The organism is Streptomyces sp. NPDC127068, from assembly GCF_042724695.1.
Lineage (GTDB): Bacteria > Actinomycetota > Actinomycetes > Streptomycetales > Streptomycetaceae > Streptomyces.
On the sequence record NZ_JBHXEN010000010.1, the window covers coordinates 1 to 18149 of the forward strand.

An 18149-nucleotide genomic window follows, 5' to 3' on the forward strand; every position below is an offset into this window, starting at 1 on the left:
CCGCGGCACCGAGCACGGCTCCGGCCTGGGCACCCAACGCTGGGTCGTGGAGCGTGCGTTCGCTCACCTGCACTGGTTGCGTCGCCTGCGGATCCGCTGGGAGATACGCGACGACATCCACGAAGCCTTCCTCACCCTCGGATGCGCACTCATCTGCTGGCGACGCCTGAAGTCATTCCGATAGGAGTTCTAAGTCCATGGCCCCAACGTCGTGCTTTAGCAGGCAGATTCAAAAGACTGCCCCACTCGCCATCAGCTTACGGAGCCAAGATCACTCGATTCAAAGCAGCTCCAGCCCAAAGCCGCTCCACCGATCTCTACACCGCCACTCTAGTCGGAGTCGTAATCGGGGGGTAGCTGAGAGGACATAGCCGTAATGGCAGTGAGGAAGAAATTCTCACCCAGTGCCTGCAGCCGCGCGACGGCTTCCTCCGTCGAGATTTCATACTCCAGCCTGAACCTTTTCTCCAGCTCCGCACCTGCAGCCTTGATCTTCTTGATAGCTTCTTCTGCCGCTGCGTCCTGTTCCACCTGCCGGCGATTGATGAGGAACTGAGTAACGAGAGCAGTAACGAAGAGGGGCGCAACGATATTGGTTGCGATCTTAACAGCGACCGCTACGGGAGAAACTGGGGAGAGAGCAGAACCTGCCCCATGAAAGAGCGAATAGTACGCAACTTGAAGGAATGACGGGGTCTCCGAGTAGGCGAAGGCCGCAGGATCCATCTCGAGAAGCGCCCAGTTGATCACCGAGAAAACGACGATGCCCTGCACGTAAAGACTGGCGTATGCGACAGCACTCAACACCAGGGCTGCCGCACTAGTGCGATACTTCTCGAGCTGATAAGCCCAATAGTAAGTCGCTCGACCACACAGCACCGCCATACCGAGGTTCGACTGAAAGGTAGCGAGCTGCACCGCACTAAACTTCTCTAGATTTGAATCTTTCAACTCGGGACTGACCGAGGTGATTTGAGCAATAAATGACGCGCCCGAAATTTTGTCAATCAGGGTCTGTTGCGACTTCAGGAAATGAGAGGGTTTAATTGAGAACCAAATAGTTCGGGCCATCAAGAGGATAAAATACAGCCCCAGGTAGCCCACACAGAGCGCCAGAACTACTCGATTACTAGATGCAGTAACCCCCACAAGGGAGAGAAGGGCACAGAACCTGGTAGTGGCGTTCCACTTCAGATGCCTAATTGCCATTGCAGCCACATTAAGGAACGTGAAAACGGCAATCCAACTCTTGGCCCTGTAGAACCATTTGGGAATCTTCCAGAATGAAACCACCAAGGGAAAGAAGGCCACATAAAGATACTTCATTCGCCGCCCTTTAGAGAAAAGGACGAGCAAGACGAACATTCCTCCAGTAAAAAGGAATCGATAATCGAGCACACCCGCAACACCCGGAAAGAAATCCTCAATCAAGTACGTGTCGATATCGAAGATGAAAAGCTTAACGATCACATAGATCCAGACAGCAGACCCAATGAAGTCGAGAAGGCGAAACTTCCATTTAGCCCACGGCTTGAACTTTTCTTCAGCGGCAGGCTCTGCAACCCCTCCAGCCGCCCCTTGGCCAGAGGGGCTCTTAACCGAAAGGTCAATCTTGGACCACAAGCTGTCCACGCTCATCGGTGCCTCCGCTAACTGACGTACCGTCGCACGAGGTGTGGGGGGCGAACGTGGCTTGTTCGCGCCTGCGCATTTCTAGGGTAGCCCTCACCACTGACAGTTGAGGCCGCTTCAGAAATGGAGGCCCCGTAGCCCTCCTTCTCACTTCTGCCCCCACCCGGGGAGATCGGGACATTGATAAGACTGAAGAACGACTGAGCGAACGAGCGCCCTCCCTGGCCGTCCTGGGGCCGTAGAAGGGTGCTCAACGATGACCAACGTCAACAGCTCAGCGGCAGGTCAGAGCGTTGATCGATGGGGCAGACGCAGGTCACAGCCACTGGTGATCAGTTGTGGCTGTACAGCACCGAAGTACCGCAACCACAACAGCCAGCCTCATCCGGTGGCGTCGATCCGCGGCCGGAAATGACCGAGATGACCGACAGTGACTGATCTGGCTAGAGTTACGGACCAGAAGCACCGGACGGCCAGTCCACGTCCACCAGCGTGGCTCGCTCTGGTCGACGACATGGCGATGCGGCTGGGGCCGGTGGGGTGCGCTGAGACCCGCGCGTGCGTGATCGGTCGGCCACCCGCTGTCGTGGCTGCCTGTCGTCGGCTGACGATCAGACACTCCCGGTACTGCTTCGCCAAGGAACGTACGAGGCGAAGGTACGTGCCACTCGCGTGCCAGATCCTGCGGGGAACTGCGGGGAACAGCAGGAACCTGCCCCATGGGCGTACCAGACACCAACACCACCCCGCCGCAGGTCAGCACAGCAATCGCCGCCAAAGGACCCGAGCTTCCCAAGCTGAGAGCGCTAGTTCGATTCTCGTCACCCGCTCCGGTATCAACCCGCCGGCTCGCAGCCAGGGGGTTGTTTGTTGTCCTGACCAACTTGGAGGCGACGCTGGGGGCGTCTCCTCCGCTGGAGGGCCGAACCGCTCCCCCGACCGCTACGCGAGGCCGGGGCCCACGTGGTCGGCGGCCCGGGACGCGTTCACCAACGTGGACGCCGTACGGCCCGAGTGCCAAGAGTGGCTCATGGAGCGCAGTCGCACGGGAGTTGGCTGGCGGACGTGGGCGCCGGGGCGGGCTTCGGGGCCGCGGGTCAGGCGCGGAGGTAGGCCAGGACGGCGAGGACGCGGCGGTGGCCCTCGCCGTCGAGGTGGAGTTCGAGCTTCTGGAGGATGTTGCCGACGTGCTTGTTCACGGCCGCTTCGCTGACGAACAGCGCGCGGGCGATCTCGCCGTTGGCGCGGCCCTCCGCCATCAGGCCCAGCACCTCCCGTTCGCGGGGCGTGAGGCGTTGCAGGGGGTCGCGGCGGCGGTTGAGGAGTTGGCGCACCACTTCGGGGTCCACGACCGTGGCGCCGCCGGCGACCTGGGTGACGGCGTCCACGAACTCGCTGACCGCGCTGACCCGGTCCTTGAGCAGGTAGCCGACTCCGCTGTCGCTGCCCAGGTCGAGCAGATGGGCGGCGTAGGACTGCTCGATGTACTGGCTGAGGACCAGGACCGGCAGGGTCGGGGACTCGGCGCGCAGGGCGATGGCGGCGCGCAGGCCGTCGTCGGTGTGGTCCGGTGGCATGCGGACGTCGGTGACGACGATGTCGGGGCGGTGTTCGCGGACCGCGGTGACCAGGGTGTCCGCGTCGCCGACCGCGGCGAGCACCTGGTGGCCGAAGCGGGTGAGCAGCCCGACCAGGCCGTCGCGCATCAGGGGGGAGTCCTCGGCGAGGACGACGGTCAACGGCACGGCAGCTCCACGTGGACCAGGGTAGGGCCGCCCGGCGGGCTGGAGATTCGGAGGCGGCCGTCCGCCGCGGCGACCCGGTCGGCCAGCCCGGTCAGTCCGGTGCCCCCTTCGGGGGTGGCGCCGCCCGTGCCGTCGTCGCTGACGGAGAGGGTGAGCACATCGGTGTGCACTCGGGCGAGCACCTCGACGCCGGTCGCCGCGCTGTGTTTGGTGGCGTTGGTCAGGGCTTCGGCGATCACGAAGTACGCGGTGGTCTCCACGGGCACGGGCATCCGGTGCGGCAGGCGGATGTCGACCGTGACCGGGAGGACCGAACGGGCCGCGAGGTTCTCGGCGGCGGCGGCCAGACCGTGGTCGGTGAGGGCCTTCGGGTGGACGCCACGGCTCAGCTCCCGCAGTTCGTCGACGGCGAGCCCGACCTGTGCCTGGGCCCGGGCGAGTTGTTCGGCCAGCGGGAGGTCGGGGCCGGCGTCGAGGCGGGCCAGGCCGAGCAGCATGTTGAGGGAGACCAGCCGTTGTTGGGCCCCGTCGTGCAGGTCCCGTTCGATGCGGCGGCGCTCCGCGTCGAAGGCGTCGACCAGCCGTGCCCGGGAGGCCCGTACGTCGGTGAGCTGGTGGCCCAGTTCGCTGTCGCGCGGGGTCAGCATCAGCCGGGTCACCGCGGCTCTGGCACCCGCCCAGGCGGTGATCGTGTACGGCGCCGGGGCAAGCAGGCAGACGCCGACGACCGCCAGCGGCCAGGCGTGCGGGTCGCCGAGCGGGGACACCATCACCAGCACCGGGACGACCAGGGCGAAGCCCAGGACGAGGAGGTCCATCCACCACAGCGCGGTCGCCGACACCGCGGTGAAGCCGAGTTCGCGCCAGGTCGCCGTCTCCCCCAGCCGCGTGCGCAGCCAGCCGACCGCTCCGGGTGGCTCGGGGGGACGGTGCGGGTCGGGCACGGGGTCCAGGTCCACCAGGCGCAGCCGCCACCGTTCGAAACGGCTGACGGCGACGCCGGAAAGGGCCACGCCGAGCAGGATCAGCGGTCCGACCACCAGGACCAGGGAGACGAGTCCGGCGACCAGTGCGAGGGCGAGGGCGGTGCTGGTGAGGGCGCCGAAGGCGGCGCCGGTCAGGAGGTAGGCGAAGGACCGCCAGGGCCAGCTGGAGCGGAGGACCCGTAGCGGGTTCTGGCCGAGGGCCTGCCAGGCGGTTCTGTGGTGCATGCTGCGACCGTAGGGGAGGCGGGAACGGGTGTCGGTAGTGCGGGCACTACCTGGGGACTGGTGTGCGTGCCCGTGTGCGGACGGGGGGCTCAGCGGTGCACTGGACACCATGAAGCCGTTCGCCTTCCGCTCCCCCGTCCGCCGCCCGCCCGGTGCCCTTCCGGCCGCGTTCCGGATCTCCGTGGTCGCCGTGGTCGCCATGGCCACCGCGGTCACCGTGACCGTCGCGCCCGGCACCTCGGTGGCCGGTTCCACCGCCTCCCTGGACCCGGCCTCGATCGACCGGTTCGTCCGCGACTACGTGGCACAGACCCGTCTTCCGGGTGCGGTCGTCGCCGTGACGAGGGGCGACCGGGTCGTGCACACCGCGGGGTACGGGCACACCGCGTCCGGGCGGCCCATGACCGAACGGACCCGGGTCCCCGTGGCCTCCCTATCGAAGGCCATGACCGCGCTGGCCGTCATGCAGTTGGTCGAGGCGGGCGAGGTCGCACTCGACCGTCCCGTACGCCACTACCTGCCCGAGTTCACCCTGGCCGACCGGCGCGCCGGGGAGATCACCGTCCGGCAGCTGCTGACCCAGACCTCCGGCATGGCCGACTCCGCCCATCCGGATCTGACCCTCGCCCAACCCCGCACGTTGGAACAGGCGGTCGCCGCGATGCGCGGGGCGCCCCTCGCCACCGATCCCGGCAGTCGGCACCGGTACCACAACCCCAACTTCTTCGTTGCCGCACGGCTGGTCGAGGTGGTGAGCGGGCGGCCCTTCGCCGAGCAGTTGTCCACCGAGGTGTTCGAGCCGCTGGGGATGGAACGCACCGCGTCCGTCGGCAACACCACCGAGATGCCCGACCGGGCCCGCGGTTACGTCCGCGCCTACGGCACCACGGTCTCCCGTCCCCAGCCGCGTTGGTTCGCGACCGGCAGCCACGGCGTGGTCACCACCGCCGAGGACTTCGCGCAGTGGTTGATCGCGCAGAACAACGAAGGGGTGTCCGCCGACGGTCGGCGCATCGCCACGGCGCGCACCGTCGCGCTCACGCACACTCCGCCCGCGGCGACGAAGGACACCGACTACGCGATGGGTTGGTGGGTGAACCGGGAGGGGGACGGGCCGCCGGCGATCCAGCACACGGGTCAGCTGCTGACCCACAACTCGATGGCGACCCTGCTGCCCGAGCAGCGGATCGGGATCGCGGTCGTCACCAACACCGGGATGATCGCCGGAGACGACGCCCCGCAGATCGTGGAGGGATTGGTCGACCTCGCCCGGGGCGAGGAGCCGGAGGTGTCCGCGCCCTTCTCCATGACGGCCGACTGGGTCCTGGCGGCGTTCACCCTGCTGGCGGCGGGCCTCGGGGTCCGCGGCGTGGTGCGGGCCGGGCACTGGGCGCGGCGCGCCGTCCGGCGGCGGTGGTGGGTGGTGGCGCTGCGGCTGCTGCCGCAGGCCCTGCCGATCCTGTTGCTCGCGCAACTCGCCGCGCTGATGGGCCTGTTGATGAACCGCTCCGGGACCCTGACCCAGGTGGCCTACGCCTGGCCCGCCCTCGTCGTGTGGGCGGCCGTCGGCGCCCTCGCCTCCGGTGCGGTGCTCGTGGCGCGGGCCGTCGCCTTCGTCCGCCATCGCCGTCACGTCCGGCGCGGGGCCCCCGACACGGCGGGCACGTCGGTGGAGGTGTCGGGCCCCGCTCAGGGGGCCGTGAACACGGCGACGTCGTAGCGTTCGGTGACGGGGACGGGGCGGGTCGGCGGCTCGCTGCGGGCGTCGGCGGCCAGGCACCGCAGGCCGTGGTCGAACTCCCTGGCGGTGAGCCGGGTGAACTTCGACTGGGGGCGGGCGGTCATCCGGGCGTGGTAGGCGCCCAGGCTCGCGGTGACGGGCTGCGCGAAGGCGGTGACGGTGTGGACCGTGAAACCCGCTCCGGTGAAGTCCCGCACCACCTGGTCCCGGGACGGGAACCGTCGTTCGTCCAGTTCGCGCAGGCGCGGCCAGTAGTCGTAGACCAGCGCGTCCAGTGCGTCCCGGAACGTCGTGCGGACGACGGCGACGCCGCCGGGGCGCAGGACCCGGGCCAGTTCTCGTGCCGCCCGGGGGCGGTCGGGCAGGTGGTGGACCACCCGGGACAGGAGGGCGAGGTCGAACAGGCCGTCGCGGGTGGGGAGGGCTTCCGCGGTGCCGGTCACGTAGTGGACCGCGGGGTGCGGGTTGCGGCGCCGGGCCTGAGTGAGCATGGGCGTGGAGGGCTCCACCCCGACCACGGTCGACGCGTCCAGCCAACGGGCCATCGCCGAGCAGAACATGCCGGTGCCCGAGCCGACCTCGACGATCGCGGGAGCCGTACGGCTCGCGAAGGAGCCGATCAGCCGCGTCCAGGCGGACAGCGCGTCGTCGGGCATCTCGTTGCCGCTCTCGTAGACCCCGGCCAACCGTTCGTCGTCGTGGACCCTGTTCATGCCCGCCATGCTTCCGGTCGCGGTGTCCCGGGGCCAGACCGCCTCCCTCCGTACGGTGGGGGGCATGGTGGGACGGGCGGGGCTGGACGATGTGGTGGACCTGTTGCGTGGGGTGCGGGGGCTGGTGCCCGTTACCGGGGCGGGTGTGGCGGGTGGGTTCGCGGCTCGGGGGTGGGAGCCCGGTGGGCGGTTGCGGGACGGGTTCGAGTCGTCGTGGGACAAGGGCGGGGTACGGGGATGGGTGCACCCCTACGACGGGGGCGTACGGGTCGAGTTGACCGTGTGGCTGCGGGACGTGGACGAGGACACCGGGTACTTCGGGGACCTGGAGGCGGTCTACCGGGACGGTGAGGCGGTGCTGGCGGGCGTGGTCGCCGGGCTCGTCGCGTCGCCGCTCGCCGTCGACCTCGTGGCGGCGGGCGGAAGGGACCGGGACGCCGACGACTTCGTCGCGTGCAGACGGTGGGCCCTGGGGGAACGGGCGTTGCTCGCCGGGGTCGTCCAGGAGGACACGGACCTCCCGGTGAGGGTCGTCGTGGTGTGGGAGGAGGAACGGTGAGCGGTGGGCCGTCCACGTCCCGAAGTCGTTTTCCGGTGAAGTACCCCACAGCCGCGGCCCGTTGGTGAACAATCACTCCGTATGGCCATCGACTACCGCAAGCGTCCCAGGATCGACTACCGGAAGGCGGCCGCGGCACCCGTCGCCCCGGCGATCAGTCTGGAGAAGGTGTCGGCCCGGGCGCCGGGACTGGTCAGCCTCTACAAGACGGCCGCCGCCTCGCTCGCCGAGCACCGTGTCGAGGGGCAGCGGGCCGCCGTCTACCTGGTCCTGGACCGGTCCGGGAGCATGCGCCCCTACTACCGCGACGGTTCCGTCCAGCACCTGGCCGAGCAGGCCCTCGCACTGGCGGCGCACTTCGACGACGACGGGGTGGTGCCGGTCGTCTTCTTCTCCACGGACGTCGACGGGACCGCCGAGATCAGCCTGGACGCCTACCGGGACCGGATCAACCCCCTGCACGAGTCGCTGGGGCACATGGGGCGCACCAACTACCACGTCGCCATGCAGGCGGTCATCGACCACTACCAGGCGTGCGGCTCCCGCGATCCGGCGTTCGTGGTCTTCCAGACCGACGGTTCCCCGACGTCCAAGGCCGCCGCCGAGCACGTCCTGTGCACGGCGGCGAGGTTGCCGATCTTCTGGCAGTTCGTCGGCTTCGGGGAGGACGAGTTCCGGTTCCTGCGCAGGTTGGACGAGTTGCCCGTGCCCGCCCGCCGGGTGGTGGACAACGCCGGGTTCTTCGCCGCCGGTCGGTCGCCCCGGACCGTCTCCGACAAGGAGCTGTACGACCGGCTGCTGACGGAGTTCCCCGCGTGGTTGTCGGCCGCGCGGGACGCCGACGTCGTCGGAGGGTGAAGGGCCGGGCAGCGGGGTCCGCGGCTCAGTTCGGGGTGCGGTCGCGGTCCGGGGAGTAGAGGTAGCTGTCGGGGAAGGCGGACGCGCCCAGCGTGCGGCCGACGATGATCACCGCGGTACGCAGTACGCCCGCCGCGCGGACCTGTTCGGCGATGCCGGCGAGCGGCCCGCGCAGCACGACCTCCTCCGGGCGGCTGGCGTACGCGACCACCGCGGCCGGGCAGTCAGCGCCGTAGTGCGGCAGCAGCTCCGCGACCACCCGGTCCGCGTACCGGGCCGCGAGGTGCAGCACGAGCAGCGCGCCGCTGCGGCCGAGCGTCGCCAGGTCCTCGCCGGGCGGCATCGGGGTGGCCCGCTGGGCGATGCGGGTGAGGACGACGGTCTGCCCCACGGTGGGCACCGTCAGCTCCCGCCCCAGCGCTGCCGCCGCCGCGGCGAAGGCCGGCACGCCCGGCACCATCGCGTACGGCACGCCGGCCGCGTCGAGCCGGCGCATCTGCTCGGCGACCGCGCTGAACACGGAGGGGTCACCGGAGTGCAGTCGGGCCACGTCGTGGCCCTCGCCGTGGGCGCGCACCAGTTCCTCGGTGATCCGGTCGAGGTCGAGGTTCGCGGTGTCGATCAGCCGGGCGTCCGGCGGGCACTCGGCGAGCAGTTCCCGGGGGACGAGGCTGCCCGCGTACAGGCAGACCCGGCAGGAGCCCAGCAGTCGGGCGCCCCGGAGGGTGATCAGGTCGGGGGCCCCGGGGCCCGCGCCGATGAAGTACACGGTCATGCGCCGTCTCCCTGGTGCCGGACGGATTCCGGCGTCGCCGCGTCGAGTTCCTTGCGTGCCGCCCACTGGGTGACCGGCATGGCCTGACGCCAGCCGGTGAACCGGCCCACCGGCACGGCGTGCGCCACGGCCAGCCGGACGAGTTCGCCGCCGTGCCGGTGGCGGGCCTCGGCGAGCAGCGCCTCGGACTCCAGGGTCACCGTGTTCGCGACGAGCCGCCCGCCGGTCCGTAGCGCCGCCCAGCAGCGGTCGAGCAGTCCGGGTGCGGTGAGGCCGCCGCCGATGAACACCGCGTCGGGGGCCGGTAGTCCGTCGAGCGCGTCGGGGGCCGCCCCGGTGACGACCCGCAGTCCGGGTACGCCGAGCGTGCGGGCGTTGCGGGCGATGCGTTCGGCCCGCTCCGGGTCGCGTTCCACGCTCACGGCCCGGCAGGACGGGTGGGCCCGTAGCCACTCCACGGCGACGGAACCCGAGCCGCCGCCGACGTCCCACAGCAGTTCGCCGGGTTCGGGGGCCAGCACGGCGAGCGTCGCGGCCCGCACGTGTCGTTTGGTGAGCTGGCCGTCGTTCTCGTAGGCGGCGTCCGGCAGGCCGGGCACGATGCCGAGCGCCACGGCGTCCGGAGCGCGTACGCACTCCACGGCGACGAGGTTCAGGGCGGCGCCGGGCGGGCGGGTCCACGCGTCGGCGCGCTGCGCTTGGGTGAGGTGTTCGTCGGGGGCGCCGAGTCGTTCCAGGACACGGACGGGGCTGGGGCCGAAGCCGCGGTCCCGCAGCAGTGCGGCCACCGCGGCGGGGCCGTCGGCGTCGGCGCTGAGCACCAGGACCCGGCGGCCCGGGTGCAGCAGCGCCGCGAGGCGGTCCACGGGACGGCCGACGGCCGTGACCACGTCGGTGTCCTCGACGGGCCAGCCGAGGCGGGCGCAGGCGAGGGAGACGGAGGACGGGTGCGGGTGGACGTCCAGCGCGGTCGGGCCGACGACCTCCGCGAGGGCGCGGCCGATGCCGTGGAACATGGGGTCGCCGCTGGCCAGCACCGCGAGGCGGCGGTGCGCGTGGGCGGCGAGGAGGGCGGGGACCGCGGGGCGCAGGGGGGACGGCCAGGGGACGCGGTCCGCGGTGCACTCCGTGGGCAGCAGGGCGAGTTGGCGGGGGGCGCCGAGGATCACCTGTGCGGTGCGGAGGGCTTCGCGGGACGCGTCGGGTAGGCCCGGCCAGCCGTCCGCGCCGATGCCGATGAGGGCCACGGGGTGGGGGTGGGGGGCTTCGGTCGTCACCGACGCACTTTATCCGGGGGGTCCGGGGGGTTCCTGGTGGGGGCGGTTCCTGGGCGGCGTGTGTCCGCGGGTGCGTTGTGGTTGCTCGCGCAGTTCCCCGCGCCCCTGAAGGGGCCCGCCCCCCGGGGGGCGGGCGCCCCCGGGGGTCAGGGGGTGCGGGTGTAGGTGAGGAACACGCCGCTGCTCGGGAGGGCGGTGTGGTCGGTGAGGGTCCAGGTGCGCGGGTCGAACGCGGCCTTGCGGGAGAACAGCGGGATGCCGTCCCCGATGGTCAGCGGTCCCACCTTCAGGATCAGCGCGTCGATCTCGCCGTACAGGGAGCCCGCCAGTTCGCCGCCGCCGAGCAGCCAGATGTCCTTGCCCGGCTCCTGCTTGAGCTTGCGCACGGTCTCCACCGGGTCGTCGGCGACCAGCTCCACCGCCGGGTCCGGGCTCTCGGTCATCGTGCGGGAGAACACCAGGTGGCGCAGGTGGGGGTAGGCGTTGGTGAGCCCGGCGGCGAGCCCGATCTCATAGGTGCGCCGTCCTTCGAGCACCGTGTCGAAGTGGGTGCCCTCGGCGGTGACGGACAGGGCCTGCCGGGCGGGCCCTGGCAGCGTCTCCGGGTACTCGGTGGCGAGGTGCTGGAGGTAGTCCTCGGGGACGGGCCAGAAGCCGTTCGGGCCGGTGGGGTCGGCACCGTCCGGGCCGGCGATGTATCCGTCGAGCGTGGTGGCGACGTAGTAGACGAGTTTGCGCATGGCACGTTTCTAGTCGACGTGTCCGAGCAGGGACACCCCCGAAGGGCCGGTGGGCACCGGTACCGGCGACGCGCCCGCCCCGTCAGGGAGTACGGCCGACGATCAGGCCCGCGCGGTCGATGCAGACGACGTCCACCGCGACGGGCGCCCCCCGCAACACGGCGAGGGCCTCGCTGCGCGCCTGCGCGGCGACCAGGTCTCCGAGCGGCACCCCAGCCTCCTCCGCGAGCCGCAGCGCCGCGAGACCCGTGTTCGCGGTGCTGATCGCCCCGGTCAGCGCCGTGTCCGCGCCGGCGCCCGCCGCCAGCGTGGCCAGGAACCCCTTGTCCACCTGGGACCGCGCCGAGTGCAGGTCGAGGTGGCCGGCCGCCAGCTTGGACAGCTTGGCGAAGCCGCCGCAGACGGTGAGCCGGTCGACGGGGTGGCGGCGCAGGTACTTGAGGACGGCGCCCGCGAAGTCGCCCATGTCGAGCAGGGCGTCCTCCGGCAGCCCGTGCAGTTCGGTGACCGTCCGCTCCGAGGTGGCGCCCGTGCACGCGGCGACATGGGTGCGGCCCGCCGCCCGGGCGACGTCCACCCCGCGGCGGATGGAGTCGATCCACGCCGAGCACGAGTACGGCACGACGATGCCGGTGGTGCCGAGGATGGACAGCCCGCCGAGGATGCCGAGCCGGGGGTTCCAGGTGGAGCGGGCCAACTCCTCGCCGTGGTCGACGGAGACGGTGACCTCGCAGTCGCCGCCGCCCCCGTACCGTGCGGCGACCCGGGCCACGTGTTCGCGCATCATCTGCCGGGGCACCGGGTTCACCGCGGGTTCGCCGACCGGCAGCGGCAGCCCGGGCCGGGTGACCGTACCGACGCCGGGACCCGCCCGGAACACCACCCCGGAACCCGGCGGCAGCACCCGTACCGTGGCGCGGACCAGCGCCCCGTGCGTGACGTCCGGGTCGTCGCCGGCGTCCTTGACGATCCCGGCGGTCGCCGAGCCGTCCGCGGACCGTTCCTCGACGGCGAGCGCGAAGGACGGGGTCTGGCCCCGGGGCAGGGTGATCGTCACCGGGTCGGGGAACTCCCCGGTGAGCAGGGCGGTGTACGCGGCGGTCGTCGCCGCGGTCGCGCAGGCACCGGTCGTCCAGCCGGGCCGCAGACCGGTGTGTTTGAGTTGGGCTCCGCGTCCGCCGGAGGGGCCGGCGGGGTCAGTGGCCATGAGGGGAGTCCGGTTCCGTGCACGTACTGGTCCTGGGAGGGACGGCCGAGGCCCGTCGGCTCGCCGCGCTGCTCGTCGGGAGCGCCCCGGACCTACGGGTGACGTCCTCGCTGGCCGGACGGGTCGCCGCGCCCCGGCTGCCGGCCGGTGAGGTGCGGATCGGCGGCTTCGGCGGGGCGGACGGGCTCGCCGCGTGGCTGGTACGGGAACGGGTGGACGTGCTGGTGGACGCCACGCACCCGTTCGCGGAGCGGATGAGCACGAACGCCGTGGGGGCCGCGGCGGCGACCGGGGTGCCGCTGGTGGTGCTGCGGCGGCCCGGCTGGCAGCCCGTGGACGGCGACGACTGGCACCCGGTCGATTCGCTGGCCGGGGCCGCGGCGCTGCTGCCGACGCTCGGGGCGCGGGTGTTCCTCACCACCGGGCGGATGGGGCTCGCCGCGTTCACGGGCACGGCGGAACTGGACCGGCTGTGGTTCCTGGTCCGTTCCGTGGACCCGCCCCAGCCGCCCGTGCCGCCGCGGATGCACGTCCTGCTGGACCGCGGGCCGTTCGCGCTGGACGACGAGCGCGCGTTGCTCGCCGCGCACCGCGTCGACGTGCTGGTCACCAAGGACAGCGGCGGTCCGGCCACCGCGCCGAAGCTCACCGCCGCCCGCGAGGCCCGGGTGCCCGTGGTGATCGTCCGCCGGCCGCCCGTGCCCGCGGGCGTGCCGATGGTGACGGGTCCCGAGGAGGCCGCCCGGTGGGTGCGCGGGGAGCGTTGAGGTCGGCTCACGCCTCGGGCGCGCCGCTGGGCGCTCCGGCTTCGGCCCCGGCTTCGGGTGAACCGCTGGGCGTCTCGGGGTAGCGGCGGGGCGTCCACACGATCGTCTCGCCGTCGCCGTCGCCGCGCCGCACCGTGCGGGTCTGCGAGGAGCCGACGAGCAGGATCGTGCGCATGTCCACCTCGGCCGGGTCGAGCGTGCCGAGGGTGACGACCCGGACCCGTTCGCCGTCCCCGCCGACGTCCCGCGCGACGACCACCGGAGTGTCCGCGGCGCGGTGCTCCAGCAGCAGGTCACGGGCCTTGCCGACCTGCCAGGTGCGGGAGCGGGAGCCCGGGTTGTAGAGGGCGAGGACCAGGTCGGCGCGGGCCGCGGCGTGCAGCCGCTCCGCGATGACCTCCCACGGCTTGAGCCGGTCGGACAGCGAGATCGTGGCGTAGTCGTGGCCGAGCGGGGCGCCGGCGCGGGCCGCCGCGGCGTTCGCCGCGGTCACCCCCGGCAGGACCCGTACCGGAACGTCCCGGTACGCCTCCTCCGAGGCCACCTCCAGGACGGCGGTCGCCATGGCGAAGATCCCGGGGTCGCCGCCGGAGACGACGGCGACCTTCCGGCCGCGCGCGGCGAGTTGCAGGGCGAACTCGGCGCGCTCCGACTCGACGCGGTTGTCGGAGCCGTGCCGCACCTGGCCGGGGCGGTGCGGCACCCGGTCCACGTAGGTGGTGTAGCCGACGAGGTCGTCCGCGGCGGCGAGGGCGCCCCGCGATTCGGGGGTGAGCCACAGCGGGCCCGCCGGTCCGGTGCCGACCACGACGACCTCGCCGCGTTCGCGGACCGGCCGCGGGGCGTCGATCCGGCTCGGCAGCACGGCGACCGAGAAGTACGGTACGGAGTCCTCGGCAACGTCCGCGAGGTCCGCGGTGCGCTCGCCGTCCATGGTGGCCCGCTCCACGTACCGGGCCTCGGCGAGGCGCCCGGACGCCTCCAGGGCGCGGCGGACCTTGCCGAAGGTGCGGCCCAGCTTCATCACCACGGCCGAGTCGGTCGCGGCGAGGCGGGCCGTCAACTCTTCCTCGGGCAGCGTGCCCGGCAGGATCGTCAGGACCTCCTCCGCCTCCACCAGGGGCGTGCCGAGGCGGGCCGCCGAGGCGCTGACCGAGGTGACGCCGGGCACCACCTCGGTGGGGTAGCGGTGCGCGAGCCGCTTGTGCATGTGCTGGTAGGAGCCGTAGAACAGCGGGTCGCCCTCGGCGAGGACGGCGACGCTGCGGCCCGCGTCCAGGTGCGCGGCGAGCCGGGCGGCGGCCTCCTCGTAGAACTCGTCCATCGCACCGCGGTAGCCGCCGGGATGGTCGGTGGTCTCCGTGGTGAGCGGGTAGACGAGCGGTTCCTCGACGTGGTCCGCGCGCAGGTGGCGGGCCGCGATGGAACGCGCGATGGAACGTCCGTGACGGGCGCTGTGGTACGCGATGACGTCCGCGGCGGCGATGACCTCGACGGCCCGGACGGTCATCAGGGACGGGTCGCCCGGCCCGAGCCCGACCCCGTACAAACGTCCCGTCCGGTCGGTGGGGTCGGTGGCGCTGTTGCTGTTGCTGTTGCTGTGGTCGGCTTCGGTGCCCCGCATGCTCATTCTTCCTCGCTCGCGATGGCGTTCAGCGCGGCGGCGGCCATGGCGCTGCCACCGCGTCGGCCGCGCACCACCAGGTACTCCAGGCCCGACGGGTCGGCGGCCAACGCGTCCTTCGACTCGGCGGCGCCGATGAACCCGACGGGCACGCCGATCACGGCGGCCGGGCGCGGGGCGCCCTCGCGGACCATCTCCAGCAGCCGGAACAGTGCGGTGGGCGCGTTGCCGACCGCGACGACGGCGCCGTCCAGGCGGTCCCGCCACAGTTCGAGTGCGGCGGCGCTGCGGGTGGTGCCCAGCTTGGCTGCGAGTTCCGGCACGGCCGGGTCGGACAGGGTGCACAGCACCTCGTTGTCGGCGGGCAGCCGCTTGCGGGTCACGCCGCTCGCCACCATGTTCGCGTCGCACAGGATGGGCGCGCCGGCGAGCAGCGCTTCCCGGGCGCGGGCCACCACGTCGGGCGAGTGGGCGAGGTCGCGTACGAGGTCGACCATGCCGCAGGCGTGGATCATCCGGACCGCGACGCGACTGACGTCGGAGGGCAGCCCGGTCAGGTCCGCCTCGGCGCGGATGGTGGCAAAGGACTGGCGGTAGATCGACGCGCCGTCCTTCTCGTAGTCGAACACTCTGTTCTCGCTTCGTGGTGGTCCGTGGTGGTTCGCGGCTGCTCAGGGTGCGGTGCGTGCCGCCGCAACGGTAGTCGCGAGGGTTGCGGTGCCCGTCACCGAGGTGGGGTGCGCGGGGCCGCTGCCGCGGACGGTGCTGACCTCGTACCCGGTGGTGGTCGCCACGACGTCGACCCGCTCGCCACGGGGACGGCCGCAGCGGCGGGCGCAGCCCGACCAGTGCACGGGCAGCCCCCGTACGGTGCGGCGGGCGGCGGCCGCGTCGGCGCGGACGTCGGCGAGCGACTTGGCGCAGCCGGGGTGGCCGACGCAGGCGGTGACCCCGTCCCACGGGGAGCCGGGGGCGGTGACCAGTCCGGTGGCCGCGAGGTCGGGCAGGTCGGCCCCGGTCGCGCCGGGGACGATCACGCCGCGCCAGGGCGTGAGGCGGAGTTCGCCGCCGGTGCGGTCGGCGAGTTCCCGCAGGGCGGTCCATTGGGTGGGGGTGATCCGGCCGAGCGGGACGAGGACGCTGACGCCGCCGGGGAGGGCGCCGGGGAGCGGGGGTTCGCCGGGGGTGGGGGGTTCGCCTGGGGTGGGGGTGCTCGTCGTCGGGGTGGGGCTGGCGGTGCCGGTGCGGGGGGTGGTGCCGGTCTGGCGGGTCGTGTTCGTGTGGCGGGCGGTGCCGGTGCGAGGGGCCGTGCCGGTGCGGCGGGCGGTGTCCGTGGCCAGGGCGTGGACGGCTTCGGGGCCGCCCGGCAGTTCGGCGATCCGCCAGACGCGGTCGGCGCCCGTCGCGTGGGCCGCGCTGGCCGCTGCGAGGAACGCTTCGGCTGCGTGCAGGGCGGTGCGCGGGGCTTCGGACGCGGAGACGGTGAGGGTCGCGACGTCGCCCAGGTGCACGGTCGCGGTGCCGCTGCCCGGTTCGTCGGCGATCAGGGTGATGTCCGGTTCCAGGGCGGCCATGTCGCCGCGGCCGTCGTCCACGGCGAACAGGAACCGTCCGGACAGGGCCGGGGTGCGGGGGCTGGCGCACAGCAGGGCGTCCAGTTCGCGGAGCCAGGGGCCGACGGGGCGGTGCCCGTGGCCGTCGAGGCCGGACAGGGGGGACGCGACGATGTTGCGCACCCGCTCGTGGGCCACCGAAGGGAGCAGGCCCACCTCGGTCAGTACGGTGGCGAGGGCCGCTCCGCAGTCCTCACCCAGACCTCTGAGCTGGAGGTTTCCGCGGGAGGTGAGGTGCAGGTCGCCGTCGCCCAGGTGGGCGGCGGCGGCGCTCAGGTGTTCCGCCTGGGCCGGGGTCAGGACGCCGCCGGGTATCCGTACCCGGGCCAGGGCGCCGTCGTCGGCGGGGTGCAGCCGCAGCGCACCCGGGCATGCGTCGCCGGTCACCCCGGGTGGGGGGGCTTCGGGGACTTCCGCTCGGTACGGCTCCGCGTTCTGCACCCTTTGAGCGTACCTAGGGGTGGTGGGGGTGGGGGCATCCCCGCGGGCGCGGGGAGTAGGGCCCAACCGAAGTTCGCGCTGACGTGAAGGTGGGTCCATCCCCGCGTGCGCGGGGAGCAGCCCATCGTCCGCGAGCAGTACGGCAACGTGGCGGGTCCATCCCCGCGTGCGCGGGGAGCAGCTTGAGGCTCTGGTGGAGCGCCAGGACCAGCGGGGTCCATCCCCGCGTGCGCGGGGAGCAGACGGACTGGCTCGCGGGTACCGAGATCAGGGAGGGTCCATCCCCGCGTGCGCGGGGAGCAGGGAGCTGACCTGCGACGTTAGCCGGCCGAAGGGCCGTTTTCACTAACAAGTCGAGAATCCGACCAATCACCCAAAGCAGCCGAAAAGGTGAGCACGAGTTTCGCCTGCTGCACTTGTGAATCCTCCCTCTGTCGAGACGCTTCTACGCAGGGTCAAAGTATGTCGTCTGTCTAGCGGTTGGTGCCCTGTCGGGCGCCGTTCTGGGTGCGGCAGGGGCATGGGCAGGGTAGGGGGCGGTCGCGCAGGCGGATGCGGAGTCGTAGCCGGCCTTGGTGGATCTCGGGGCTGGTGGGGGTCCAGAGGTGGCAGGTGTGTTCGGGTAGGCCGAAGATGCGGGCCTTCAGGCAGGGGGCGCAGGGCATTGCCGCGGGGATGCAGTGGTGGTGGAAGTGGAGGGTGGTGCCGGGTCCGGAGTCGGAGTAGCTGAGTAGGTGGGTGCGGCGCTGCCACGGGCGGATGGGTTGTTGGCAGCGGGCGCAGTGGAGGCGGGTGCGGCGCATGGGTGTCCCTTGGATGACGGGCAGGGTCGACGGGCCCGGCGGGTGTGGTTCAGGGGTGGGTGGTGATGCCGTACGCGAGGGCGCCGAGCAACGCGGCGATCGTCAGGACGTACAGGACCTGTTCGGTACGGGGGCTCACGGCGCGGCCTACAGAGCCTCGGCGTCGGGTCCGGGTCTGGCCGTGGCCTTCCACGCCGCACGCAGCTCCCGCCCGGGCGGGCAGCCAAGGGCGTCGGAGGCGCAGTCGGAGCAGGTAGTGACGTGGTCCAAGTACCGGCGCGTGACAGCGACCCGCTCCACCGACACGACGACCCGGACGGGCCCCGGGGCGGGGCACTCCGCGTGGGCGTAGGCCCGGTACAGGGTACCGACCGGGGACTGACGCACCTGCGCGTCATACTGCTGACCCTCGCGAATCGGCAGCAGACACCGCACGCAGAACA

17 protein-coding genes and 1 CRISPR repeat array are annotated in these 18149 nt (G+C 71.9%); of the genes, 5 read left to right on the plus strand and 12 right to left on the minus strand.

Annotated elements, in window-relative coordinates; all coding sequences use genetic code 11:
- Nucleotides 1-184, plus strand: a 184-nt coding sequence (locus ACFWIA_RS08290; RefSeq protein ID WP_387001644.1) for a transposase, incomplete at its 5' end; no start/stop codon positions are given.
- A 146-nt stretch (nt 185-330) separates the two neighbouring features.
- Here the strand turns inward: ACFWIA_RS08290 and ACFWIA_RS08295 are convergent.
- From ACFWIA_RS08295 to ACFWIA_RS08305, 3 genes are all read right to left on the minus strand, one after another.
- Nucleotides 331-1638: a hypothetical protein gene (locus ACFWIA_RS08295; protein ID WP_387001646.1), complete on the minus strand. Its 1308-nt coding sequence runs from the start codon at nt 1636-1638 to the stop codon at nt 331-333.
- Nucleotides 1639-2729: 1091 nt separating this feature from the next.
- Nucleotides 2730-3377 (minus strand): response regulator, encoded by a 648-nt coding sequence (locus tag ACFWIA_RS08300; RefSeq protein ID WP_387001648.1) that lies wholly within the window; start codon nt 3375-3377, stop codon nt 2730-2732.
- Nucleotides 3368-4588 carry a sensor histidine kinase gene (locus ACFWIA_RS08305; protein WP_387001650.1) on the minus strand — a complete coding sequence of 407 codons (1221 nt, stop codon included), beginning with the start codon at nt 4586-4588 and terminating at the stop codon, nt 3368-3370. Before ACFWIA_RS08305 ends, ACFWIA_RS08300 begins: the two co-directional genes overlap by 10 nt.
- 109 nt (nt 4589-4697) lie before the next feature.
- Between ACFWIA_RS08305 and ACFWIA_RS08310 the strand changes: the two genes are divergently transcribed.
- On the plus strand, nt 4698-6308 hold the full coding sequence (locus ACFWIA_RS08310) for a serine hydrolase domain-containing protein (protein WP_387001652.1): 1611 nt from the start codon (nt 4698-4700) through the stop codon (nt 6306-6308).
- On the opposite strand, the gene ACFWIA_RS08315 is transcribed toward ACFWIA_RS08310, so the two are convergent.
- A complete protein-coding gene (locus tag ACFWIA_RS08315; protein WP_387001654.1) occupies nt 6278-7042 on the minus strand; it encodes a class I SAM-dependent methyltransferase in 765 nt (254 codons plus the stop codon). The two genes, ACFWIA_RS08310 and ACFWIA_RS08315, sit on opposite strands and share 31 nt — an antisense overlap.
- On the opposite strand from ACFWIA_RS08315, the gene ACFWIA_RS08320 reads away from it, so the two are divergent.
- Nucleotides 7041-7601, plus strand: coding sequence for a hypothetical protein (locus ACFWIA_RS08320; RefSeq protein WP_387001655.1), 561 nt, complete (start codon nt 7041-7043; stop codon nt 7599-7601). The genes ACFWIA_RS08315 and ACFWIA_RS08320 overlap by 2 nt on opposite strands.
- Nucleotides 7602-7682: 81 nt before the next feature.
- On the plus strand, nt 7683-8459 hold the full coding sequence (locus ACFWIA_RS08325; protein ID WP_387001657.1) for a VWA domain-containing protein: 777 nt from the start codon (nt 7683-7685) through the stop codon (nt 8457-8459).
- A 25-nt stretch (nt 8460-8484) separates the two neighbouring features.
- Here the strand turns inward: ACFWIA_RS08325 and cobM are convergent, their stop codons facing one another.
- The 4 genes from cobM to ACFWIA_RS08345 form a co-directional block, all read right to left on the minus strand.
- Nucleotides 8485-9234 carry a precorrin-4 C(11)-methyltransferase gene (cobM, locus tag ACFWIA_RS08330; RefSeq protein ID WP_387001659.1) on the minus strand — a complete coding sequence of 250 codons (750 nt, stop codon included), beginning with the start codon at nt 9232-9234 and terminating at the stop codon, nt 8485-8487.
- The gene (cbiE, locus tag ACFWIA_RS08335) at nt 9231-10511 is read right to left on the minus strand and encodes a precorrin-6y C5,15-methyltransferase (decarboxylating) subunit CbiE (protein WP_387001661.1); all 1281 of its coding nucleotides are present in this window, start codon (nt 10509-10511) and stop codon (nt 9231-9233) included. The genes cobM and cbiE overlap by 4 nt, the downstream gene beginning before the upstream one ends.
- A gap of 146 nt (nt 10512-10657) precedes the next feature.
- Nucleotides 10658-11251, minus strand: coding sequence for a dihydrofolate reductase family protein (locus ACFWIA_RS08340; protein WP_387001663.1), 594 nt, complete (start codon nt 11249-11251; stop codon nt 10658-10660).
- Between the two features lie 82 nt (nt 11252-11333).
- Nucleotides 11334-12458, minus strand: coding sequence for a cobalt-precorrin-5B (C(1))-methyltransferase (locus ACFWIA_RS08345; protein ID WP_387001665.1), 1125 nt, complete (start codon nt 12456-12458; stop codon nt 11334-11336).
- 17 nt (nt 12459-12475) lie between these two features.
- On the opposite strand from ACFWIA_RS08345, the gene ACFWIA_RS08350 reads away from it, so the two are divergent.
- Nucleotides 12476-13225 (plus strand): cobalt-precorrin-6A reductase, encoded by a 750-nt coding sequence (locus tag ACFWIA_RS08350; RefSeq protein ID WP_387001667.1) that lies wholly within the window; start codon nt 12476-12478, stop codon nt 13223-13225.
- A 7-nt stretch (nt 13226-13232) separates the two neighbouring features.
- Here ACFWIA_RS08350 and ACFWIA_RS08355 read toward each other — a convergent pair whose 3' ends face one another.
- The 4 genes from ACFWIA_RS08355 to ACFWIA_RS08370 form a co-directional block, all read right to left on the minus strand.
- Nucleotides 13233-14849, minus strand: coding sequence for a precorrin-2 C(20)-methyltransferase (locus ACFWIA_RS08355; RefSeq protein ID WP_387001669.1), 1617 nt, complete (start codon nt 14847-14849; stop codon nt 13233-13235).
- A gap of 2 nt (nt 14850-14851) precedes the next feature.
- Nucleotides 14852-15478, minus strand: coding sequence for a precorrin-8X methylmutase (locus ACFWIA_RS08360; RefSeq protein WP_387001671.1), 627 nt, complete (start codon nt 15476-15478; stop codon nt 14852-14854).
- Nucleotides 15479-15520: 42 nt separating this feature from the next.
- Entirely contained in the window at nt 15521-16903 is a 1383-nt protein-coding gene (locus tag ACFWIA_RS08365; RefSeq protein WP_387001673.1) for a cobalamin biosynthesis protein CobG, read from the minus strand.
- A 30-nt stretch (nt 16904-16933) separates the two neighbouring features.
- Nucleotides 16934-17206: a CRISPR direct-repeat array (repeat unit 29 nt; unit sequence GGGTCCATCCCCGCGTGCGCGGGGAGCAG).
- A gap of 170 nt (nt 17207-17376) precedes the next feature.
- Nucleotides 17377-17706: a hypothetical protein gene (locus ACFWIA_RS08370; RefSeq protein ID WP_387001675.1), complete on the minus strand. Its 330-nt coding sequence runs from the start codon at nt 17704-17706 to the stop codon at nt 17377-17379.
- Nucleotides 17707-18149: the final 443 nt, after the last annotated feature.